At 68.9% G+C, this 15,743-nt stretch carries 15 protein-coding genes; 1 reads left to right on the top strand and 14 read right to left on the bottom strand.

Annotated features, from left to right (window positions below; genetic code table 11):
- Positions 1–56: 56 nt before the first annotated feature.
- From HQ306_RS09820 to HQ306_RS09810, 3 genes are all read right to left on the bottom strand, one after another.
- Positions 57–2,339, bottom strand: a complete 2,283-nt coding sequence (locus HQ306_RS09820) for a polyribonucleotide nucleotidyltransferase (RefSeq protein ID WP_056445309.1) — start codon at positions 2,337–2,339, stop codon at positions 57–59.
- 361 nt (positions 2,340–2,700) lie between these two features.
- Complete coding sequence (gene rpsO / locus HQ306_RS09815; RefSeq protein WP_027505086.1) at positions 2,701–2,970, bottom strand: 30S ribosomal protein S15; 270 nt, start codon at positions 2,968–2,970, stop codon at positions 2,701–2,703.
- Between the two features lie 140 nt (positions 2,971–3,110).
- The gene (locus HQ306_RS09810) at positions 3,111–4,079 is read right to left on the bottom strand and encodes a bifunctional riboflavin kinase/FAD synthetase (RefSeq protein WP_222630856.1); all 969 of its coding nucleotides are present in this window, start codon (positions 4,077–4,079) and stop codon (positions 3,111–3,113) included.
- A 66-nt stretch (positions 4,080–4,145) separates the two neighbouring features.
- On the opposite strand from HQ306_RS09810, the gene HQ306_RS09805 reads away from it, so the two are divergent.
- Positions 4,146–4,814, top strand: coding sequence for a metal-dependent transcriptional regulator (locus HQ306_RS09805; RefSeq protein WP_027505084.1), 669 nt, complete (start codon positions 4,146–4,148; stop codon positions 4,812–4,814).
- 21 nt (positions 4,815–4,835) lie between these two features.
- Here the strand turns inward: HQ306_RS09805 and truB are convergent, their stop codons facing one another.
- The 11 genes from truB to rimP form a co-directional block, all read right to left on the bottom strand.
- Complete coding sequence (gene truB / locus HQ306_RS09800; protein WP_056444968.1) at positions 4,836–5,753, bottom strand: tRNA pseudouridine(55) synthase TruB; 918 nt, start codon at positions 5,751–5,753, stop codon at positions 4,836–4,838.
- Between the two features lie 47 nt (positions 5,754–5,800).
- The gene (locus HQ306_RS09795) at positions 5,801–6,475 is read right to left on the bottom strand and encodes a 4'-phosphopantetheinyl transferase (RefSeq protein ID WP_056445312.1); all 675 of its coding nucleotides are present in this window, start codon (positions 6,473–6,475) and stop codon (positions 5,801–5,803) included.
- Positions 6,476–6,495: 20 nt separating this feature from the next.
- Entirely contained in the window at positions 6,496–7,455 is a 960-nt protein-coding gene (locus tag HQ306_RS09790) for a metallophosphoesterase (RefSeq protein WP_056444971.1), read from the bottom strand.
- Positions 7,456–7,457: 2 nt separating this feature from the next.
- The gene (locus HQ306_RS09785) at positions 7,458–8,828 is read right to left on the bottom strand and encodes an MATE family efflux transporter (RefSeq protein WP_308115476.1); all 1,371 of its coding nucleotides are present in this window, start codon (positions 8,826–8,828) and stop codon (positions 7,458–7,460) included.
- Positions 8,825–9,766 carry a bifunctional oligoribonuclease/PAP phosphatase NrnA gene (locus tag HQ306_RS09780; RefSeq protein WP_222631496.1) on the bottom strand — a complete coding sequence of 314 codons (942 nt, stop codon included), beginning with the start codon at positions 9,764–9,766 and terminating at the stop codon, positions 8,825–8,827. The genes HQ306_RS09785 and HQ306_RS09780 overlap by 4 nt, the downstream gene beginning before the upstream one ends.
- A 31-nt stretch (positions 9,767–9,797) precedes the next feature.
- The gene (gene rbfA, locus HQ306_RS09775) at positions 9,798–10,247 is read right to left on the bottom strand and encodes a 30S ribosome-binding factor RbfA (protein ID WP_027505079.1); all 450 of its coding nucleotides are present in this window, start codon (positions 10,245–10,247) and stop codon (positions 9,798–9,800) included.
- A gap of 19 nt (positions 10,248–10,266) precedes the next feature.
- The gene (locus HQ306_RS09770) at positions 10,267–10,557 is read right to left on the bottom strand and encodes a DUF503 domain-containing protein (protein WP_027505078.1); all 291 of its coding nucleotides are present in this window, start codon (positions 10,555–10,557) and stop codon (positions 10,267–10,269) included.
- Positions 10,558–10,651: 94 nt separating this feature from the next.
- Positions 10,652–13,501, bottom strand: coding sequence for a translation initiation factor IF-2 (gene infB / locus HQ306_RS09765; RefSeq protein WP_222630854.1), 2,850 nt, complete (start codon positions 13,499–13,501; stop codon positions 10,652–10,654).
- A gap of 186 nt (positions 13,502–13,687) precedes the next feature.
- Complete coding sequence (locus HQ306_RS09760) at positions 13,688–13,891, bottom strand: YlxR family protein (RefSeq protein WP_373425284.1); 204 nt, start codon at positions 13,889–13,891, stop codon at positions 13,688–13,690.
- A 158-nt stretch (positions 13,892–14,049) separates the two neighbouring features.
- Positions 14,050–15,054, bottom strand: a complete 1,005-nt coding sequence (nusA, locus tag HQ306_RS09755) for a transcription termination factor NusA (RefSeq protein ID WP_222630852.1) — start codon at positions 15,052–15,054, stop codon at positions 14,050–14,052.
- Positions 15,055–15,058: 4 nt separating this feature from the next.
- On the bottom strand, positions 15,059–15,673 hold the full coding sequence (rimP, locus tag HQ306_RS09750) for a ribosome maturation factor RimP (protein WP_027505074.1): 615 nt from the start codon (positions 15,671–15,673) through the stop codon (positions 15,059–15,061).
- Positions 15,674–15,743: the final 70 nt, after the last annotated feature.

The raw sequence follows: 15,743 nt of genomic DNA, 5'->3' as shown, positions 1-15,743 counted from the left end.
GGCGCGGCCGGGAGCCCGAGAGCTCCGCAGACCGCGCCGCCGCGTTCGTGTACTTCTTACTCAGCGCTGACCTCGTCGGAGGTGGCGACCTGATCGTCGGCCGGCGCGGCGGCTGCCGCGTCGTCCTCGACCGGGACGAGGCTGATCTTGCCGCGGTTGTCGATGTCGGCGATCTCCACGCGGAGCTTCGATCCGACGCTGACGACGTCCTCGACCTTGTTGATGCGCTTGCCGCTGCCCAGCTTGGAGATGTGCACCAGGCCGTCACGACCGGGGAGCAGCGAGACGAACGCGCCGAATGCCGTGGTCTTGACGACGGTTCCGAGGAACCGCTCGCCGACCTTGGGCAGCTGCGGGTTCGCGATGGCGTTGATCATGTCGATCGCAGCCTGTGCGGACGGGCCGTCCGCAGCACCGACGTAGACGGTGCCGTCATCCTCGATCGAGATGTTGGCGCCGGTCTGCTCGGTGATCGAGTTGATCATCTTGCCCTTGGGACCGATGACCTCGCCGATCTTGTCCACGGGGACCTTGATCGCGGTGACGCGCGGTGCGTACGGGCTCATCTCGTCCGGCGCGTCGATGGCCTCGGCCATGACGTCGAGGATCGTGACGCGCGCGTCCTTGGCCTGCGACAGCGCACCGGCCAGAACCTGCGACGGGATGCCGTCGAGCTTCGTGTCCAACTGCAGGGCGGTGACGAACTCGCGGGTGCCGGCGACCTTGAAGTCCATGTCGCCGAACGCGTCCTCCGCACCGAGAATGTCGGTGAGGGCGACGTAGCGGGTCTCACCGTCGACCTGGTCGGAGACCAGACCCATGGCGATGCCGGCGACCGGTGCCTTCAGCGGCACACCGGCGTTGAGCATGCCCAGCGTCGACGCACAGACCGAGCCCATCGACGTGGAGCCGTTGGAGCTGAGCGCCTCCGAGACCTGACGGATGGCGTAGGGGAACTCCTCCTGGCTGGGGAGCACGGGGAGCAGCGCGCGCTCCGCGAGGGCTCCGTGGCCGATCTCGCGACGCTTCGGCGATCCGACGCGTCCGGTCTCGCCGGTGGAGTACGGCGGGAAGTTGTAGTGGTGCATGTAGCGCTTGCTGGTCTCGGGTCCGAGCGAGTCGATCTGCTGGGCCATCTTGACCATGTCGAGGGTGGTGACGCCCAGGATCTGGGTCTCGCCACGCTCGAACAACGCGCTGCCGTGGGCGCGCGGGATGACGGCGACCTCGGCGGAGAGCTCACGGATGTCCGTGATGCCGCGGCCGTCGATGCGGAACTGGTCGCGCAGGATGCGCTGACGCACGAGCTTCTTGGTCAGCGAGCGGAACGCTGCGCCGATCTCCTTCTCGCGGCCCTCGAACCGGTCGCCCACGCTGGTGAGGATCTGATTCTTGACCTCGTCGAGCTTGCTCTCGCGCTCGGTCTTGCCGGCGATGGTGAGTGCCTCGTTGAGCGGGATCTGAGCCGCACCCTCGACAGCCTCGAACACGTCGGACTGGTACGCGGGGAAGAGCGGGAAGTCGCCGGTGGGCTTGGCGGCCGCCGTGGCGAGCTGCTTCTGAGCCTCGCACAGCGATGCGATGAACGGCTTCGCTGCTTCGAGGCCCTCGGCCACGATGGCCTCGGTGGGCGCCTGCGCGCCGTCCTCGATGAGGGCGATGACCTTCTCGGTCGCCTCGGCCTCGACCATCATGATCGCGACGTCGGCGTCCGCACCGGTGCCCGAGACGACGCGGCCGGCGACGACCATGTTGAACACGGCCTTCTCGAGCTGCTCGTTGGTGGGGAACGCTACCCACTGCTTGTCGATCAGGGCGACACGGACGCCGCCGATGGGGCCGGAGAACGGCAGGCCCGCGAGCTGGGTGGACGCCGACGCGGCGTTGATGGCCACGACGTCGTACAGGTCCTTCGGATCGAGGCTCATCACGGTGATGACGACCTGGATCTCGTTGCGCAGTCCGTCGACGAACGTCGGACGCAGCGGCCGGTCGATCAGGCGACAGGTCAGGATGGCGTCGGTGCTGGGGCGTCCCTCCCGACGGAAGAACGATCCGGGGATGCGGCCGGCGGCGTACATCCGCTCCTCGACGTCCACCGTGAGCGGGAAGAAGTCGAAGTGGTCCTTGGGGTGCTTCGAGGCGCTGGTGGCCGAGAGCAGCATGGTCTCGTCGTCCAGGTATGCGACGACGGCGCCGGCGGCCTGCTTGGCCAGCCGGCCGGTCTCGAAGCGGATGGTGCGGGTGCCGTACGACCCGTTGTCGATGACGGCGGTGGTCTCGAACACGCCCTCGTCGACCTCGGTGGCCGCTGCGGTGTTCGTGGTGGTCTCTGACATGGAAGTCTTCTCGTCCTCTCGTCTTCGCCGTGCCCACCCGGGCGCGCACTCGAACCCGGTGGTCCGGTGCGGCGTCCCCGAGTCGACGTGCGAGCGGAGGCGGCCCACGATCGAAGTCCCCCGGGCCGGGTCGCGCTCCGCGCGTCCGGAAACCGAGAGACCACTACCGAAGACCGACACCGCGACGTGTGTCGGGGACGAACGGCTGATGGTGCTCACCGCCGAGTCGGCGGCCTACCTGTGGTGCTGTGCACTCCCGGAGAGGGAGTACTGCTGTGACACTACCGGTCCACGACGAACGGCCGACGAGGAACAGCCGTGGGCTGCCTCGCCGGCGCGATCGCGTGAACCATGACGGAAATTATCGACGCAGTCCCAGACGCTCGATGAGCGAGCGGTACCGCGCGACGTCGACCTTCTGCACGTACTTGAGCAGACGACGACGACGACCCACGAGCAGCAGCAGGCCGCGACGCGAGTGGTGATCGTGCTTGTGCACCTTGAGGTGCTCGGTGAGATCCTGGATGCGCTTGGTGAGCATCGCCACCTGGGCTTCCGGCGATCCGGTGTCCGTCTCGTGGACGCCGTACTCGCCGAGGATCTGCTTCTTCTGTTCGGTGGTCAAAGCCACAGTGAAACTCCTGATGCAGTGCCGTCCGCGCGTGGATGGTGCCGCACCCGAGGGCGCGGTGTTGCAGCCGCCGCGGACCGCAGCGAACAACAGTCGTCCATTCTACCTCAGTGGCCGAGGCCCGAACGACACCTCTTCATTCAGGCGTCCAGGGCGGCGAGGATGTCGCGGGCACGGTCGACGTCGAGATCCATCTGCGCGATCAGCTCGTCCACCGAGGCGAAGGCCTCCATGCCGCGCAGACGCTCGACGAAGTCCACCGCGACGTGCTGCCCGTAGAGATCGGCGTCGCCGTCCAGGACGAACGCCTCCACCGTGCGGGTGCGCCCCGAGAACGTGGGATTGGTCCCCACCGACACCGCTGCGCGACAACGCTTTCCGGGAGTCACGGTACCCATGATCGGTCCGGGTCCGAGCACCGTGAACCACGACGCGTACACCCCGTCCGCCGGGATGGCGGCGTGCATGGGCGGCTTGACGTTGGCCGTGGGGTAGCCGATGGTGCGGCCACGGCCGTCACCGTGCACCACCACGCCCTCGACTCGGTGGGGTCGACCGAGCGCGTCGGCGGCGGCCGCGACGTCACCGGCGTCGACGCAGGCGCGAATGTAGGTGGAGGAGAACGTGACCGACTCCTCGGCCAGCAGAGTGACACCGTCGACCGCGAACCCGAACCGCGTGCCGGCGGACCGGAGCAGATCGACGTTGCCGGCGGCCTTCTTGCCGAACGTGAAGTTCTCCCCCACCACGACCTCGGCGGCGTGCAGCCGCTCGACGAGGATGTCGTGGATGTAGCGATCGGGGGTGAGCTTCATGAACTCCGGCGTGAAAGGCATGACGCAGAAGACGTCGATGCCCAGTTCCTCGGCCAGTTCGGCACGCCGGGTGAGGGTGGTCAGCTGGGCCGGGTGACTGCCTGGACGCACCACTTCCATCGGATGCGGATCGAAGGTCATGAGCACACTCGGCACTCCGCGTGCCGCCGCCGATGTCACGGCGCGGTCGATCAATTGGGCGTGGCCGCGGTGTACGCCGTCGAACACGCCGATCGTCAGAACACATCTGCCCCAGTCGGCCGGGACATCGTCGAGACCTCGCCATCTCTCCACGACCAGGAGCCTACGGGCCGACGATCGACCGGTCACGTCCGGCGCACCGACGGCTAAGCTGTCGGCGTGCCAGCCCCTGCCCTCTCCACCGTCGCGCAGGACTACCTCAAGGTCATCTGGACCGCGAGCGAGTACTCCGACGAGCCGGTGAGCACCAAGATGCTCGCCTCCCGGATGTGCGTCTCGCCGTCCACGGTCTCCGAGGCGGTACGCAAACTCGCCGATCAGGGCCTCGTCGACCACGCCCGCTACGGGTCCATCACGCTCACCGAGGCCGGGCGGCGCGCCGCCATCGGCATGGTCCGCAGGCATCGGCTCATCGAGACCTGGCTGGTCGAGGAGATGGGCTACGGCTGGGACGAGGTGCACGACGAGGCCGAGGTGCTCGAACACGCGGTGTCGGACCTGCTCGTCGAGCGCATCGACGCCAAGCTCGGTCGGCCGTCACGCGACCCGCACGGTGATCCCATCCCCACCATCGACGGCACCATTCCCGCACCGCCGGCGGTACCGCTCAGCGATTTCGTCGCGGGCCAGAAGGGCCACGTCACCCGCATCTCCGACTCGGATCCGGACATGTTGCGGTACTTCGATTCCATCGGCATCACCCTCGACCTGTCGATCACGATGGTCGAGCGCCGCGACTTCGCCGGGACCGTGGCCGTGCAGGTGGCCGACACGGTACTCGACCTGGGTCATGTTGCCGCCGAGGCGATCTGGATGACCACGGACTGACGCCGGACCGCCCCGACGAACTCAGGGGCGCAGCGTGGCCGGCCGCACGACCATCACGGTGCTGGCCCGCTTGCCGCGTTCCTGCACCAGGGCGATGGTGTGGCCGTTCTCGTCCAGTGCCGCGTAGATGCCGGGCATCCCGATCGGGTCGAGCCAGCGTCCCTGGCTCAACGATTCGGCCTCGTCCGACGTGACCGTCCGGTGCGGGAACGCCGTGCGAGCGGCAGCGTCGATGTCGAGGCTCACGTGCGGGTCGTCCCGCACCTCGTCGAGAGTGCGGGCGTGCTCCAACGTGAACGGTCCGACCCGGGTGCGCCGCAACGCGGTCAGGTGGCCGCCGACGCCCAGAGACGCACCCAGGTCTCGCGCGAGCGCCCGCACGTAGGTCCCGGACGTGCACTCGACGTGGACGTCCAGATCGATCACGTCGCTCCCCCGGCGACGCTCCAGGACGTCGAAGCGGGAGACGGTGACCGTGCGCGGTTCGAGCACGACGTCCTCGCCCTCCCGAACGAGAGCGTGGGCGCGCTTGCCGTCCACCTTGATGGCGCTGACACTCGACGGGACCTGACTGATCTTCCCGGTCAGCGCGGCGACGGCCTCGTCGATCCCGGAGTCCGTCACCGCACTCGTGTCCGCCGTCGACACCGTCTCGCCCTCGGCGTCGTCGGTGGTGGTGGCGGCTCCGAGGCGGACGGTCGCGGTGTACTCCTTGGTGGTCAGCGACAGCAGACCCAGCATCTTGGTCGCTCGCTCGACACCGAGCACCAGCACCCCCGTCGCCATGGGATCGAGAGTGCCGGCGTGTCCGATGCGGCGCGTCTTCAAGGCCTTGCGACAGGCGGAGACGACGTCGTGGCTGGTGACTCCGCCACTCTTGTCCACCACCAGAAGTCCGGCGCCGTCGAGTCCTGTGGGGGGTTTGGGGTGAGCTGGCACGAGGAAGAAGTCTGTCAGAAGATCGCGGGAAGGCCGGAGGCCGGCCGTCAGAAGACCGTGATCGCAGTGACGACGAGGCCGTCGGAGACGGCCCAGCGTCCGTCGAAGGAGGTGAGCGGTGCGCCGCTGGTGGTGTCGCCGGGGACCAGCAGCCGGGAGCGGAAGGTACCGGTGACAGTCGAGCGTCCCGCCGAGTCGGCATCGCGCTCGAAGGTGATGTGCGCGTCCTCGAATCCGAGCCACCGCCCGGTCAGCGGGTACCAGGCCTTGTACGTCGCCTCCTTGGCGCAGAACAGCAATTTGTCCCACTGCACCTCGTCGTCGGTGCGGGTGGCCAGGACCTCACGCTCGGCCTCGATGCTCACGGCTTTCAGCACGCCGTCCGGCAGCGGTTCGTGCGGTTCCGCGTCGATGCCCACCGAGCGGACCTGCAACGCGTAGCCCACGGCGGCGGCGCGATAGCCGTCGCAGTGCGTGAGCGAGCCGACGACGCCGCCCGGCCACACCGGCGATCCCATCTCGCCGCGCAGGATCGGACCGGGCTCGAGTCCGAGCCGGCCCATCGCGAGTCGGGCGCAGTGCCGCGCCGAGGTGAACTCGCGCTTGCGCTTGTCGACGGCCTTCTCCACGAGATGCGCCTCGCGGGGGTGCGGGGTGAGACCGGGCGGATCCTCGAACAGCTCCTCGGCGACGACGCCGCGCGCGAGCAGCCCGCCGAGCAGGGAGGTCTCTCGTGCCGTCGTCACAGTCGCTTCTCCGCTCGCATCTTCTCCACTTCCGCTTCCATCTCCGGCGTGACCGTGAAGTGGCCGCCGAACTTGTTCAACGATCCCGGCGGGTACTCGGGGACCGGAAGGATCTGTCGCAGCACCTGATCCGGGAGTCCGCGGCGTTTCCACTCGCGCGGGTAGCCCACCGACACTTCCTCGAACCGCACGCCGTCGTAGTACGTCGTCCGTGGGATGTGGAGGTGGCCGTAGACCGCACACAGGGCGTTGTAGCGGGTGTGCCAGTCCTTGGTCGCCGTGGTTCCGCACCAGAGGGCGAACTCGGGATAGAACAGCACCTCGGTGGGCTGCCGCACCAGCGGCCAGTGGTTGATCAGCACCGTCGGGATCGAGGTGTCCACCTCGGCCAACCGCTTCTCGGTGATCGCCAGCCGCGCCGCGCACCACGCGTCGAGGGACGCGTAGGGCGTCGGGGTGATGAGGAACTCGTCGGTGGCCACCACGTTGCGGCTGCGCGCCAGCGCCAGACCGTCGAGCTTGTTCGTGGTGCCCGCGGGCAGGAACGAGTAGTCGTACAACACGAACATCGGCACCAGCGTGACGGGGCCCATATATCCCGACCGGCCTCCGGCCTGCCCGACCTCGCCCTCCCACACGGGGAACGGGTCCTCGGGCGTCAGCACACCCAGTTCCCGGCACATCGTGACCAGGTAGTCGTAGCGCGCCTCACCGTGCATCTGTACCGGGTCCTTGACCGTGGTCCACAGCTCGTGGTTTCCCGGCACCCAGATCACGGTGTCGAACTTCGACTTCAGCTCGGCGAGCGCCCAGCGGATGTCGTCCGTCTTCTCCGACACGTCTCCGGCGACGATCAGCCAGTCCTCGGGGCTCTCCGGTTCGATGGCCTCGGTGACGGGCCGGTTGCCCTTGTGACCGACGTGGATGTCGCTGACGGCCCACAACTTGGCTGGCACACTCACGACCCTTCTGCGGTTGATGTTCGGCTCCCGACGGTATCGGTCCCCGTTCTGATCCAGGCGCCCGACGCGGTCCGCCAGACCACGGAGACCGCTCTCAGGCTGACGAACACCATCAGGCCCACCCAGATTCCCGGCAACCCCCAGTCGAGGATCGCCGCGAGCCAGATCAGCGGCAGGAATCCGACGACGGCGCTCGCGAGAGTCGCGTTCCGCAGGAAGGCGGCATCCCCGGCCCCGAGCAGCACACCGTCGAGGGCGAACACGACGCCGGCGACGGGGATCAGCGCGACGAACAACCACCAGATGCCGTCGATGCTCATCAGGGTCGACGAGTCGGACGTGAAGAGCGGCGGGATCACGGCGTGGGTGGCGGCGAACAGTCCTGCGAGCACCACGGCGAAACCGACGGACCACGCGGTCACCCGCGAGGCGAGCATCGACGCGGCGCGGCCACGGCCCGCCCCCAACGCGGCGCCGACCAGGGACTGTGCGGCGATGGCCAACGAGTCCAGCATCAACGCGACGAGATTCCACAACTGCAGAACCACCTGATGGGCCCCGACCGCACCGGCACCGAAGCGTGACGCCACGGTCACCGCGGACAGGAAGCAGGCCTGGAAGGCGAACGAGCGGAGCACGAGGTCCCGGCCGAGGACGAGCTGGCGGCGGATGATCGCGAGATCCGGCCGGAGCGAGCGGGTCCGCGGCCCGCGCATCAGGGCGGAGACGAACAGCGTCGCTGCGACGGCCTGGCCGATGACGTTGGCCACGGCGGACCCGACGAGGCCGAGAGCCGGAACGCCGATCAGACCGTGCACGAGGACGGGACACAGCACGGCCGACAGTGCGAGCCCCGCCACCACGTACCGCAACGGCCGCACGGTGTCCTGCACGCCGCGCATCCACCCGTTCCCGGCGAGCGTGACGAGGATCAACGGGGTGCCGAGCACGCCGACTCGGAGCCACGTGGTGGCCTCGGCGGTGATGTCTCCCCCGCCGCCCAGCACCGACAGGATCGGGTTCGCGAAGAGCTGGACCACCAGGATCAGCAGGAGGCCCAGCACCACTGCGAGCCACGTGGCCTGGACGCCCTCGTTGCGGGCGTCGTCGTCCCGGCCCGCACCGTGCAGCCGTGCCGCGCGCGCGGTCGTCCCGTACGAGAGGAACGTCAGCTGCGTACTCACCTGGGCGAGAACGAGGCCACCGACGGCCAGACCCGCGAGTGGGAGCGCACCGAGTCGACCCACCACCGCGGAGTCGAAGAGCAGGTACAGCGGCTCGGCCACCAGGACGCCGAGTGCGGGGAACGCGAGGCCGAACAGGGTGCGAGCGGACACCCGCCCGTCCACGGCGGAGCGTTCGGTCACCCGAGCGCGGCGACCAGGGCGTCGACGTCGTCCTCGATCGGGCCCGTCGCGGTGTAGCCGGCGGAGAACTTGTGGCCGCCCCCACCCAGCGCGGACGCCACGACGGAGACGTCGACACTGCTCTTCGCGCGCAACGACACGGCCCAGCCCGCCTCGTTCTGCTTGAACACGGCGGCCACCTCGGCCTCCGCGGTGGTGCGCACGATGTCCACGACGCTCTCGATCTCCTCGGGACGCAGTCCGCGAGAGTCCTCGAGCCGCACGATCGCGTAGACGAGCCCACGCGAGCCGGCCGCGTCCGGAACCAGGCGCGCCGAGCCCAGGACGGCGCCCAGCATCGGCAGCCAGGCGAAGGGGTGGGTGTCGAGCAGGCGGCGCGAGATGGCGGCACCGTCGATCCCGGTCGCGAGAAGTCGCTCGGCCAGCAGGTGGGAGCCCGGCCGGACCCAGCGGAACGATCCGGTGTCCGTCACGAGGCCGGCGAACAGGCAGTGCGCGAGGTCCCGGTCGATCTCGACGCCCCACTCGTCGAACAGCACGGCGACCACCGCGGTGGTGGACTCCGCACTCGCATCGATCACGTGATGCGTGCCGTAGAAGGTGTTGGACCGGTGATGGTCGACGACCAGGGACACGGCGCCGTCCAACCGGTCACCCAGTGACCCGAGCCTGCCTCGACTGCCGGCGTCCACGGTGACCACCAGGTCCGCGTCCGTCGGGACCTCGGCGGGCGGCACCAGGAACTCCGCTCCCGGCAGACCGATCATCGACTCGGGCAACGAGGCGGGCGCCGCGAAGGACACGGTCGGCCGCGCGCCGCGTCGCGAGAGCGCGATGGCCAGGGCGAGCGCACTGCCGATGGTGTCGGCGTCGGGTTGCACGTGGCACAGCAGAGTCACCGTCCGGGCGTCCTCGAGAAGACGGACGGCTTTCTGCATGTCTGCGCGCAGCGTGTCGGTCACCGGGGTCTCAGAGCTCGTCGGTGTCGCTTCGAGGCACCTTGTACGGATCCGGATCACCGGCGGGCTGCGCCCCCGCAGCGGCCTGAGCCACCTTGTCGTCGATCTGGCGGGCACGCTCGAGCAGTTCCTCCATGTGGCGCGCGGTGTCGGGCACCGTGTCCGCACGGAAGGTCAGCGTCGGGGTGAAGCGCACGCCGGTACCGGCACCGACCTTGGTGCGCAGAGCGCCCTTGGCCTTCTCCAGACCCAGAGCGGCAGCCTGGAAATCGGGCTCGGCGTCGAGCGTCTCGCCGCGCACGGTGTAGTAGACGGTGGCGTCGTGCAGGTCCGGGGTCACCTTGGTGTCGGTGACCGTCACGAACGACAGCCGCGGATCCTTGATCTCGTGATCGATGGCCGTCGCGACGATCGCACCGATGCGCTTGGCCAGTTTACGAGCGCGGGCTTGGTCCACCACGATGCGTCTCCTTCGTCCATCAGTCCTCTGGCCCGAACACTCGGCGCCGAACTGCGAGTAGTTGTAGTTCCGGCCTCTCGGCCACGTGTCGCTCGCACGAGTCGAGTACCTCGTGCAGGTGGGCGACGTCCCCGGTGGCGATGGCGACACCCACCATCGAACGACGGTAACGCTCCTGTTCCCCGGTCTCGGCGGCCGACACACCGAAGCGCTGCAGGGCAGCGACGACGGGCTTGATCACCGAACGTTTCTCCTTCAGCGAATGTACGTCGCCGAGCAGGATGTCGAGTTCGAGAGCACCGAGAAACACGAGCACCTCATCGATAGCAGGGTCGGACACCGTCTTCGACGAACGGGTGTGGCCCGCGGACATGCCGCGGGCCACACCCGTACGTTCTCGTCGATCAGTCGCGCGGCTTCTCCCGAAGCTCGTACGCCTCCACGACGTCTCCGACCTTGATGTCGGAGTACGTCACCGTCAGACCACACTCGTAGCCCTCGCGGACCTCGGTCGCGTCCTCCTTCTCGCGCCGGAGCGACGAGATGGTGACGAGCTCGGCGACCACGTTGTTGTCACGCAGCAGTCGAGCCTTCGCGTTGCGGCGCACCAGACCCGAGGTGACGAGGCAACCGGCGATGTTTCCGACCTTCGAGGAACGGAACAGCGCGCGGATCTCGGCCTGGCCCAGCGTGACCTCTTCGTAGACCGGCTTGAGCAGACCCTTGAGGGCCTTCTCGATCTCGTCGATCGCCTGGTAGATCACCGAGTAGTACCGGATGTCCACGCCCTCGCGGTTCGCCAGCTCCGTCGCCTTGCCCTCGGCACGGACGTTGAAGCCGATGATGATCGCGTTGGACGCCGACGCCAGGTTGACGTTGGTCTCGGTGACACCACCCACGCCGCGGTCGATGACGCGCAGTTCGACCTCGTCGTCGATCGCGATACCGACGAGCGCCTCCTCCAAGGCCTCCACGGTGCCGGAGTTGTCGCCCTTCAGGATCAGGTTGAGCTGCGACGTCTCCTTCAGTGCGGCATCGAGATCGTCGAGGCTGATCCGCTTGCGCGACTTCGCTGCCAGCGCGTTGCGCTTGCGAGCGTTGCGGCGGTCCGCGATCTGACGGGCGATCCGGTCCTCGTCGACGACGAGCAGGTTGTCACCGGCACCCGGCACCGACGTGAAGCCGATGACCTGGACGGGACGCGACGGGAGCGCCTCGATGACGTCCTCGCCGTGCTCGTCGACCATGCGACGGACGCGGCCGTAGGCATCGCCGGCGACGATCGAGTCACCGACACGCAGGGTTCCGCGAGCGATGAGCACGGTGGCCACCGGTCCGCGACCACGGTCGAGATGTGCCTCGATGGCGACACCCTGTGCGTCCATGTCCGGGTTGGCGCGCAGATCGAGCGCCGCGTCGGCCGTCAACAGCACTGCCTCGAGAAGGGCATCGATGTTGGTGCCCTGCTTGGCCGAGATGTCGACGAACATCGTGTCGCCGCCGTACTCCTCGGCGATGAGGCCGTACTCGGTCAGCTGCTGCCGGATCTTGTCCGGGTTCGCGCCTTCCTTGTCGATCTTGTTGACCGCGACCACGATCGGCACGTCTGCTGCCTGGGCGTGGTTGATCGCCTCCACCGTCTGCGGCATGACGCCGTCGTCGGCCGCGACCACGAGGATCGCGAGATCGGTGGCCTTGGCACCACGGGCACGCATGGCCGTGAAGGCCTCGTGACCGGGGGTGTCGATGAAGGTGACCAGACGCTCGTTGCCCTCGAGCTCGGTGAGGACCTGGTAGGCACCGATGTGCTGCGTGATGCCACCGGCCTCGCCCTCACGCACGGTGGCGTTACGGATCGAATCCAGCAGTCGCGTCTTGCCGTGGTCGACGTGACCCATGACGGTGACCACGGGGGGACGCTGCTCGAGCTCGTCCTCGCCGCCCTCGTCCTCGCCGTAGGTGAGGTCGAACGAGTTCAGCAGTTCGCGGTCCTCGTCCTCCGGGCTCACGACCTGGACGACGTAGTTCATCTCGCCGCCGAGCAGTTCGAGCGTCTCGTCGTTGACCGACTGAGTCGCCGTCACCATCTCGCCGAGGTTGAACAGCGCCTGCACGAGTGCAGCCGGGTTCGCGTCGATCTTGTCCGCGAAGTCGGACAGCGATGCGCCGCGAGCGAGACGGATCGTCTCACCGTTGCCACGGGGCAACCGCACGCCACCGACTGCGGGAGCCTGCATGGATTCGTACTCGGCGCGCTTCGCCCGCTTCGACTTGCGGCCACGACGGACTGCGCCGCCGGGACGACCGAACGCGCCTGCCGCGGCGCCGCGCTGGCCGGGACGGCCACCGCCACCGGGACGACCACGGAAGCCGCCACCGGCAGGTGCGCCGGCACCGGGAGCGCCGGGTGCACCGCCGCCGCCACCGCGGTAACCGCCGCCGCCACCGGCACCGCCGGGACGACCGCCCGGTGCGCCGCCGGGACGACCCGGACGACCGCCGGCTGCGGGAGCCGGGCGAGCCGAGCGGCTCGGCATGGCACCCGGGTTCGGGCGGGGAGGCATGGAGCCGGGATTGGGACGGGGTCCGCCGGGGCGAGGTCCACCCTGACCTGCGGGGGGACGACCTGCTCCACCCTGAGCGGGTGCGCCGCCGGCCGGACGAGGTCCACCCTGGCCCGGAGCCGGACGCGGGGCGCCGGGTCGCGGACCGGCCTGTCCCGGAGCGGGACGCGGCGCGGGGCGCTCGACGGGTGCGGACGAGTAGGGATTGTTGCCGACGCGCGGTGCCTTCGGTCCCGGCTTGGGGCCGGGAGCAGCGGGCACTGTGGGCGCCGACGCTGCCGGTGCCTCGGGGGCGGGTGCCGCCGGAGCAGCCGGTGCCGCGGGAGCGGCAGGTGCTGCGGGTGTCGGAGCCGGGGCGGCGGGAGCCGACGGGGCCGGAGCCTGCGCGGCGGGCGCCTCGGGTGCTGCTGCGGCCGGTGCCTCGGGGGCCGCCGGAGCCGGCTTCGGACCGGGGCGGGGGCCGCCCGGCTTCGGGCCTGCGCCGTTTCCGGACGGACGGGCGCCGGTCGACGGTGCCGCGTCGCCGGACGCGGACGGGTACGACTCACGGAGACGTCGCGCGACCGGTGCTTCCACGGTCGACGACGCCGACTTCACGAACTCGCCCTGCTCTTTCAGCCGAGCGAGTAGATCCTTGCTGGTGACACCGAGTTCTTTAGCCAACTCGTGCACGCGGGCCTTGCCTGCCACTGCTCTCCTCACTGAGAGGTCGAGCGCGGCTCCTATGGCAGGCGCCCGCACGACCTCGGGTTATCTCGAAACGATGTTCATCGTCGGTGCTTCACGGTGTGCTCATGAATTCGTGTACCTGTTCTCCTCGTGGCGCGGCGAGGTGCCGCGACCGTTCGGCCGGTCGATCGGGTGTGGTCCACACCGTCACGGTGCGAACTCTCGGGCAAGCGCGGACAGGTCCAGCGGACCGGTCACGCGCAAGGCACGCCCGAAGGCTCGACGTCGCTCCGCCTGCTGCAGACAAGTCGCGTCGGGATGCAACCATGCACCCCGGCCGGGCAGTCTGCGGCGATGATCGACCACGGCACCGACCGTGCCGGTGTCGGAGACGCCGGCGACGATCCGCACCAAGGCGGAAGGCGACTCGCGCTGTCTGCATCCTACGCACGTACGCACCGGTCCAGCTGGTGCGGACGCGGTGTCGTCGGACAACGCGTGTCGAGCCGTGTCACAGTCTAACGCGGATTCGGTCCGGTTCGGAACGTCGCCCGCTCGCGCGCGCCGACTCAGTGATCGTCCTCGGTCGGCGCGGCGTCGCTCCGGATGTCGATACGCCACCCGGTCAGGCGCGCGGCGAGCCGCGCGTTCTGACCTTCCTTGCCGATCGCGAGCGACAACTGGTAGTCGGGCACCACCACACGCGCGGCGCGGGCAGCCGCGTCGACGACCGTGACAGAGACAACCTTCGACGGTGACAACGCATTCCCGACGAACACGGCGGGATCGTCGTCGTAGTCGATGATGTCGATCTTCTCGCCGGCCAGCTCGCTCATGACGTTGCGGACACGCTGGCCCATCGGACCGATGCACGCGCCCTTGGCGTTCAGGCCGGACACCGACGTCCGCACGGCGATCTTCGACCGGTGTCCCGCCTCGCGGGCCACCGACACGATCTCCACGGACTCGTCCGCGATCTCCGGCACCTCGAGCGCGAACACCTTGCGGACCAGGTTGGGGTGCGTCCGGGACAGGGTGACCTGCGGGCCGCGAGTGCCGCGGGTGACGCCCACGACGTAGCACTTGATCCGGTCGCCGTGCTCGTACGTCTCACCGGGCACCTGCTCCGCCGGCGGGATGGTCGCGTCCACGCCCTCGGAGTCGCTGCCGATCCGCACCACGACCGTGCCGCGTGCGTTCAGCCGTGCGTCGGCCTGGATGACACCGCCGACGATCTCGCCCTCGTGCGTCGAGTACTCACCGAACGACTTCTCGTTCTCGGCGTCTCGGAGTCGCTGCAGGATGACCTGACGCGCGGTGGTCGCGGCGATGCGACCGAACCCTTCGGGGGTGTCGTCCCACTCGGAGACGAAGTTCCCGTTCTCGTCGGTCTCGCGTGCCATGACGCGGACCTCGCCACTCTTGCGATTCACGTCGATGTAGGCGTCGGACCGGTGACCGGCCGTGTGCTTGTACGCGGTGAGCAGCGCACTCTGCAGCGTCTCGATCACCGCGTCGATGGTGATGCCCTTCTCCGCCTCGATCGCGCGGAGGGCAGTCATGTCGATGTTCACGTCGTTATCGGCTTTCGTCGTCTGTGTCGTCGTCTTCGTCACCGGAGACGGGCTCCTCCGGCGGGTTCAGCGGATCGAAGCGTCCGGGCGTGACGCCGCCCGCCATCTCGAGCTCCGCAGGATTGGGCTTCTTGAACTCCACCTGCACGGTGGCCGACGTGACCGCGTCGAGCGGCACGGTGCGCAGCGTCGGACCGGTGCGCGAGCGGAGAACGAGATCCAGTTCGGTCGTACCGCCCTCCGAGGTCCTGAGCTCCCCGACGCGGGCGTCGATCGTCTCGTCCCCGAGCACGACGGTGACCATCCGGCCGCGAGCACGACGCCAGTGGCGAGGCTCGGTCAGGGGTCGGTCGACACCGGGCGTGGTCACCTCGAGGTTGTACGCGGTGTCCCCGAATTCGGTTGCCGCGTCCAGGATGTCGGAGATCTCGTGGCTCAGCCGAGCGAGCGCGTCGAGCTCGAATCCGGAATCCCGATCGACGATCACCTTGACGACGCTGTGAGCACCGGCCTTCGACACGGTGACGTCCTCGAGATCGAGATCGCCGTCGGTGAACCCCGGGCCCGCCACGTGTGCGGAGAGGAGTGCGACGACCCTCTCCCTGGATGGAACCGGCATCGCTCGACCACTCCTCGCTGAAGTTGTACAGCTCGCCACCGGCGAACTGGGAAGGGACCACGATACCGCG

It is taken from the genome of Rhodococcus sp. BP-160 (assembly GCF_019836205.1).
Classification (GTDB): Bacteria; Actinomycetota; Actinomycetes; order Mycobacteriales; family Mycobacteriaceae; genus Rhodococcoides.
The sequence above is the reverse complement of the archived record's forward strand: the minus strand, read 5'-3'. Positions and strand labels throughout refer to the sequence as shown.

Excerpts from the sequence above, each read along its gene's own strand:
- rimP (WP_027505074.1), bottom strand. The coding sequence starts at position 15,673 with ATGCCGGTTCCATCCAGGGAGAGGGTCGTCGCACTCCTCTCCGCACAC.
- HQ306_RS09780 (WP_222631496.1), bottom strand. The coding sequence starts at position 9,766 with ATGCAGAAAGCCGTCCGTCTTCTCGAGGACGCCCGGACGGTGACTCTG.
- HQ306_RS09820 (WP_056445309.1), bottom strand. The coding sequence starts at position 2,339 with ATGTCAGAGACCACCACGAACACCGCAGCGGCCACCGAGGTCGACGAG.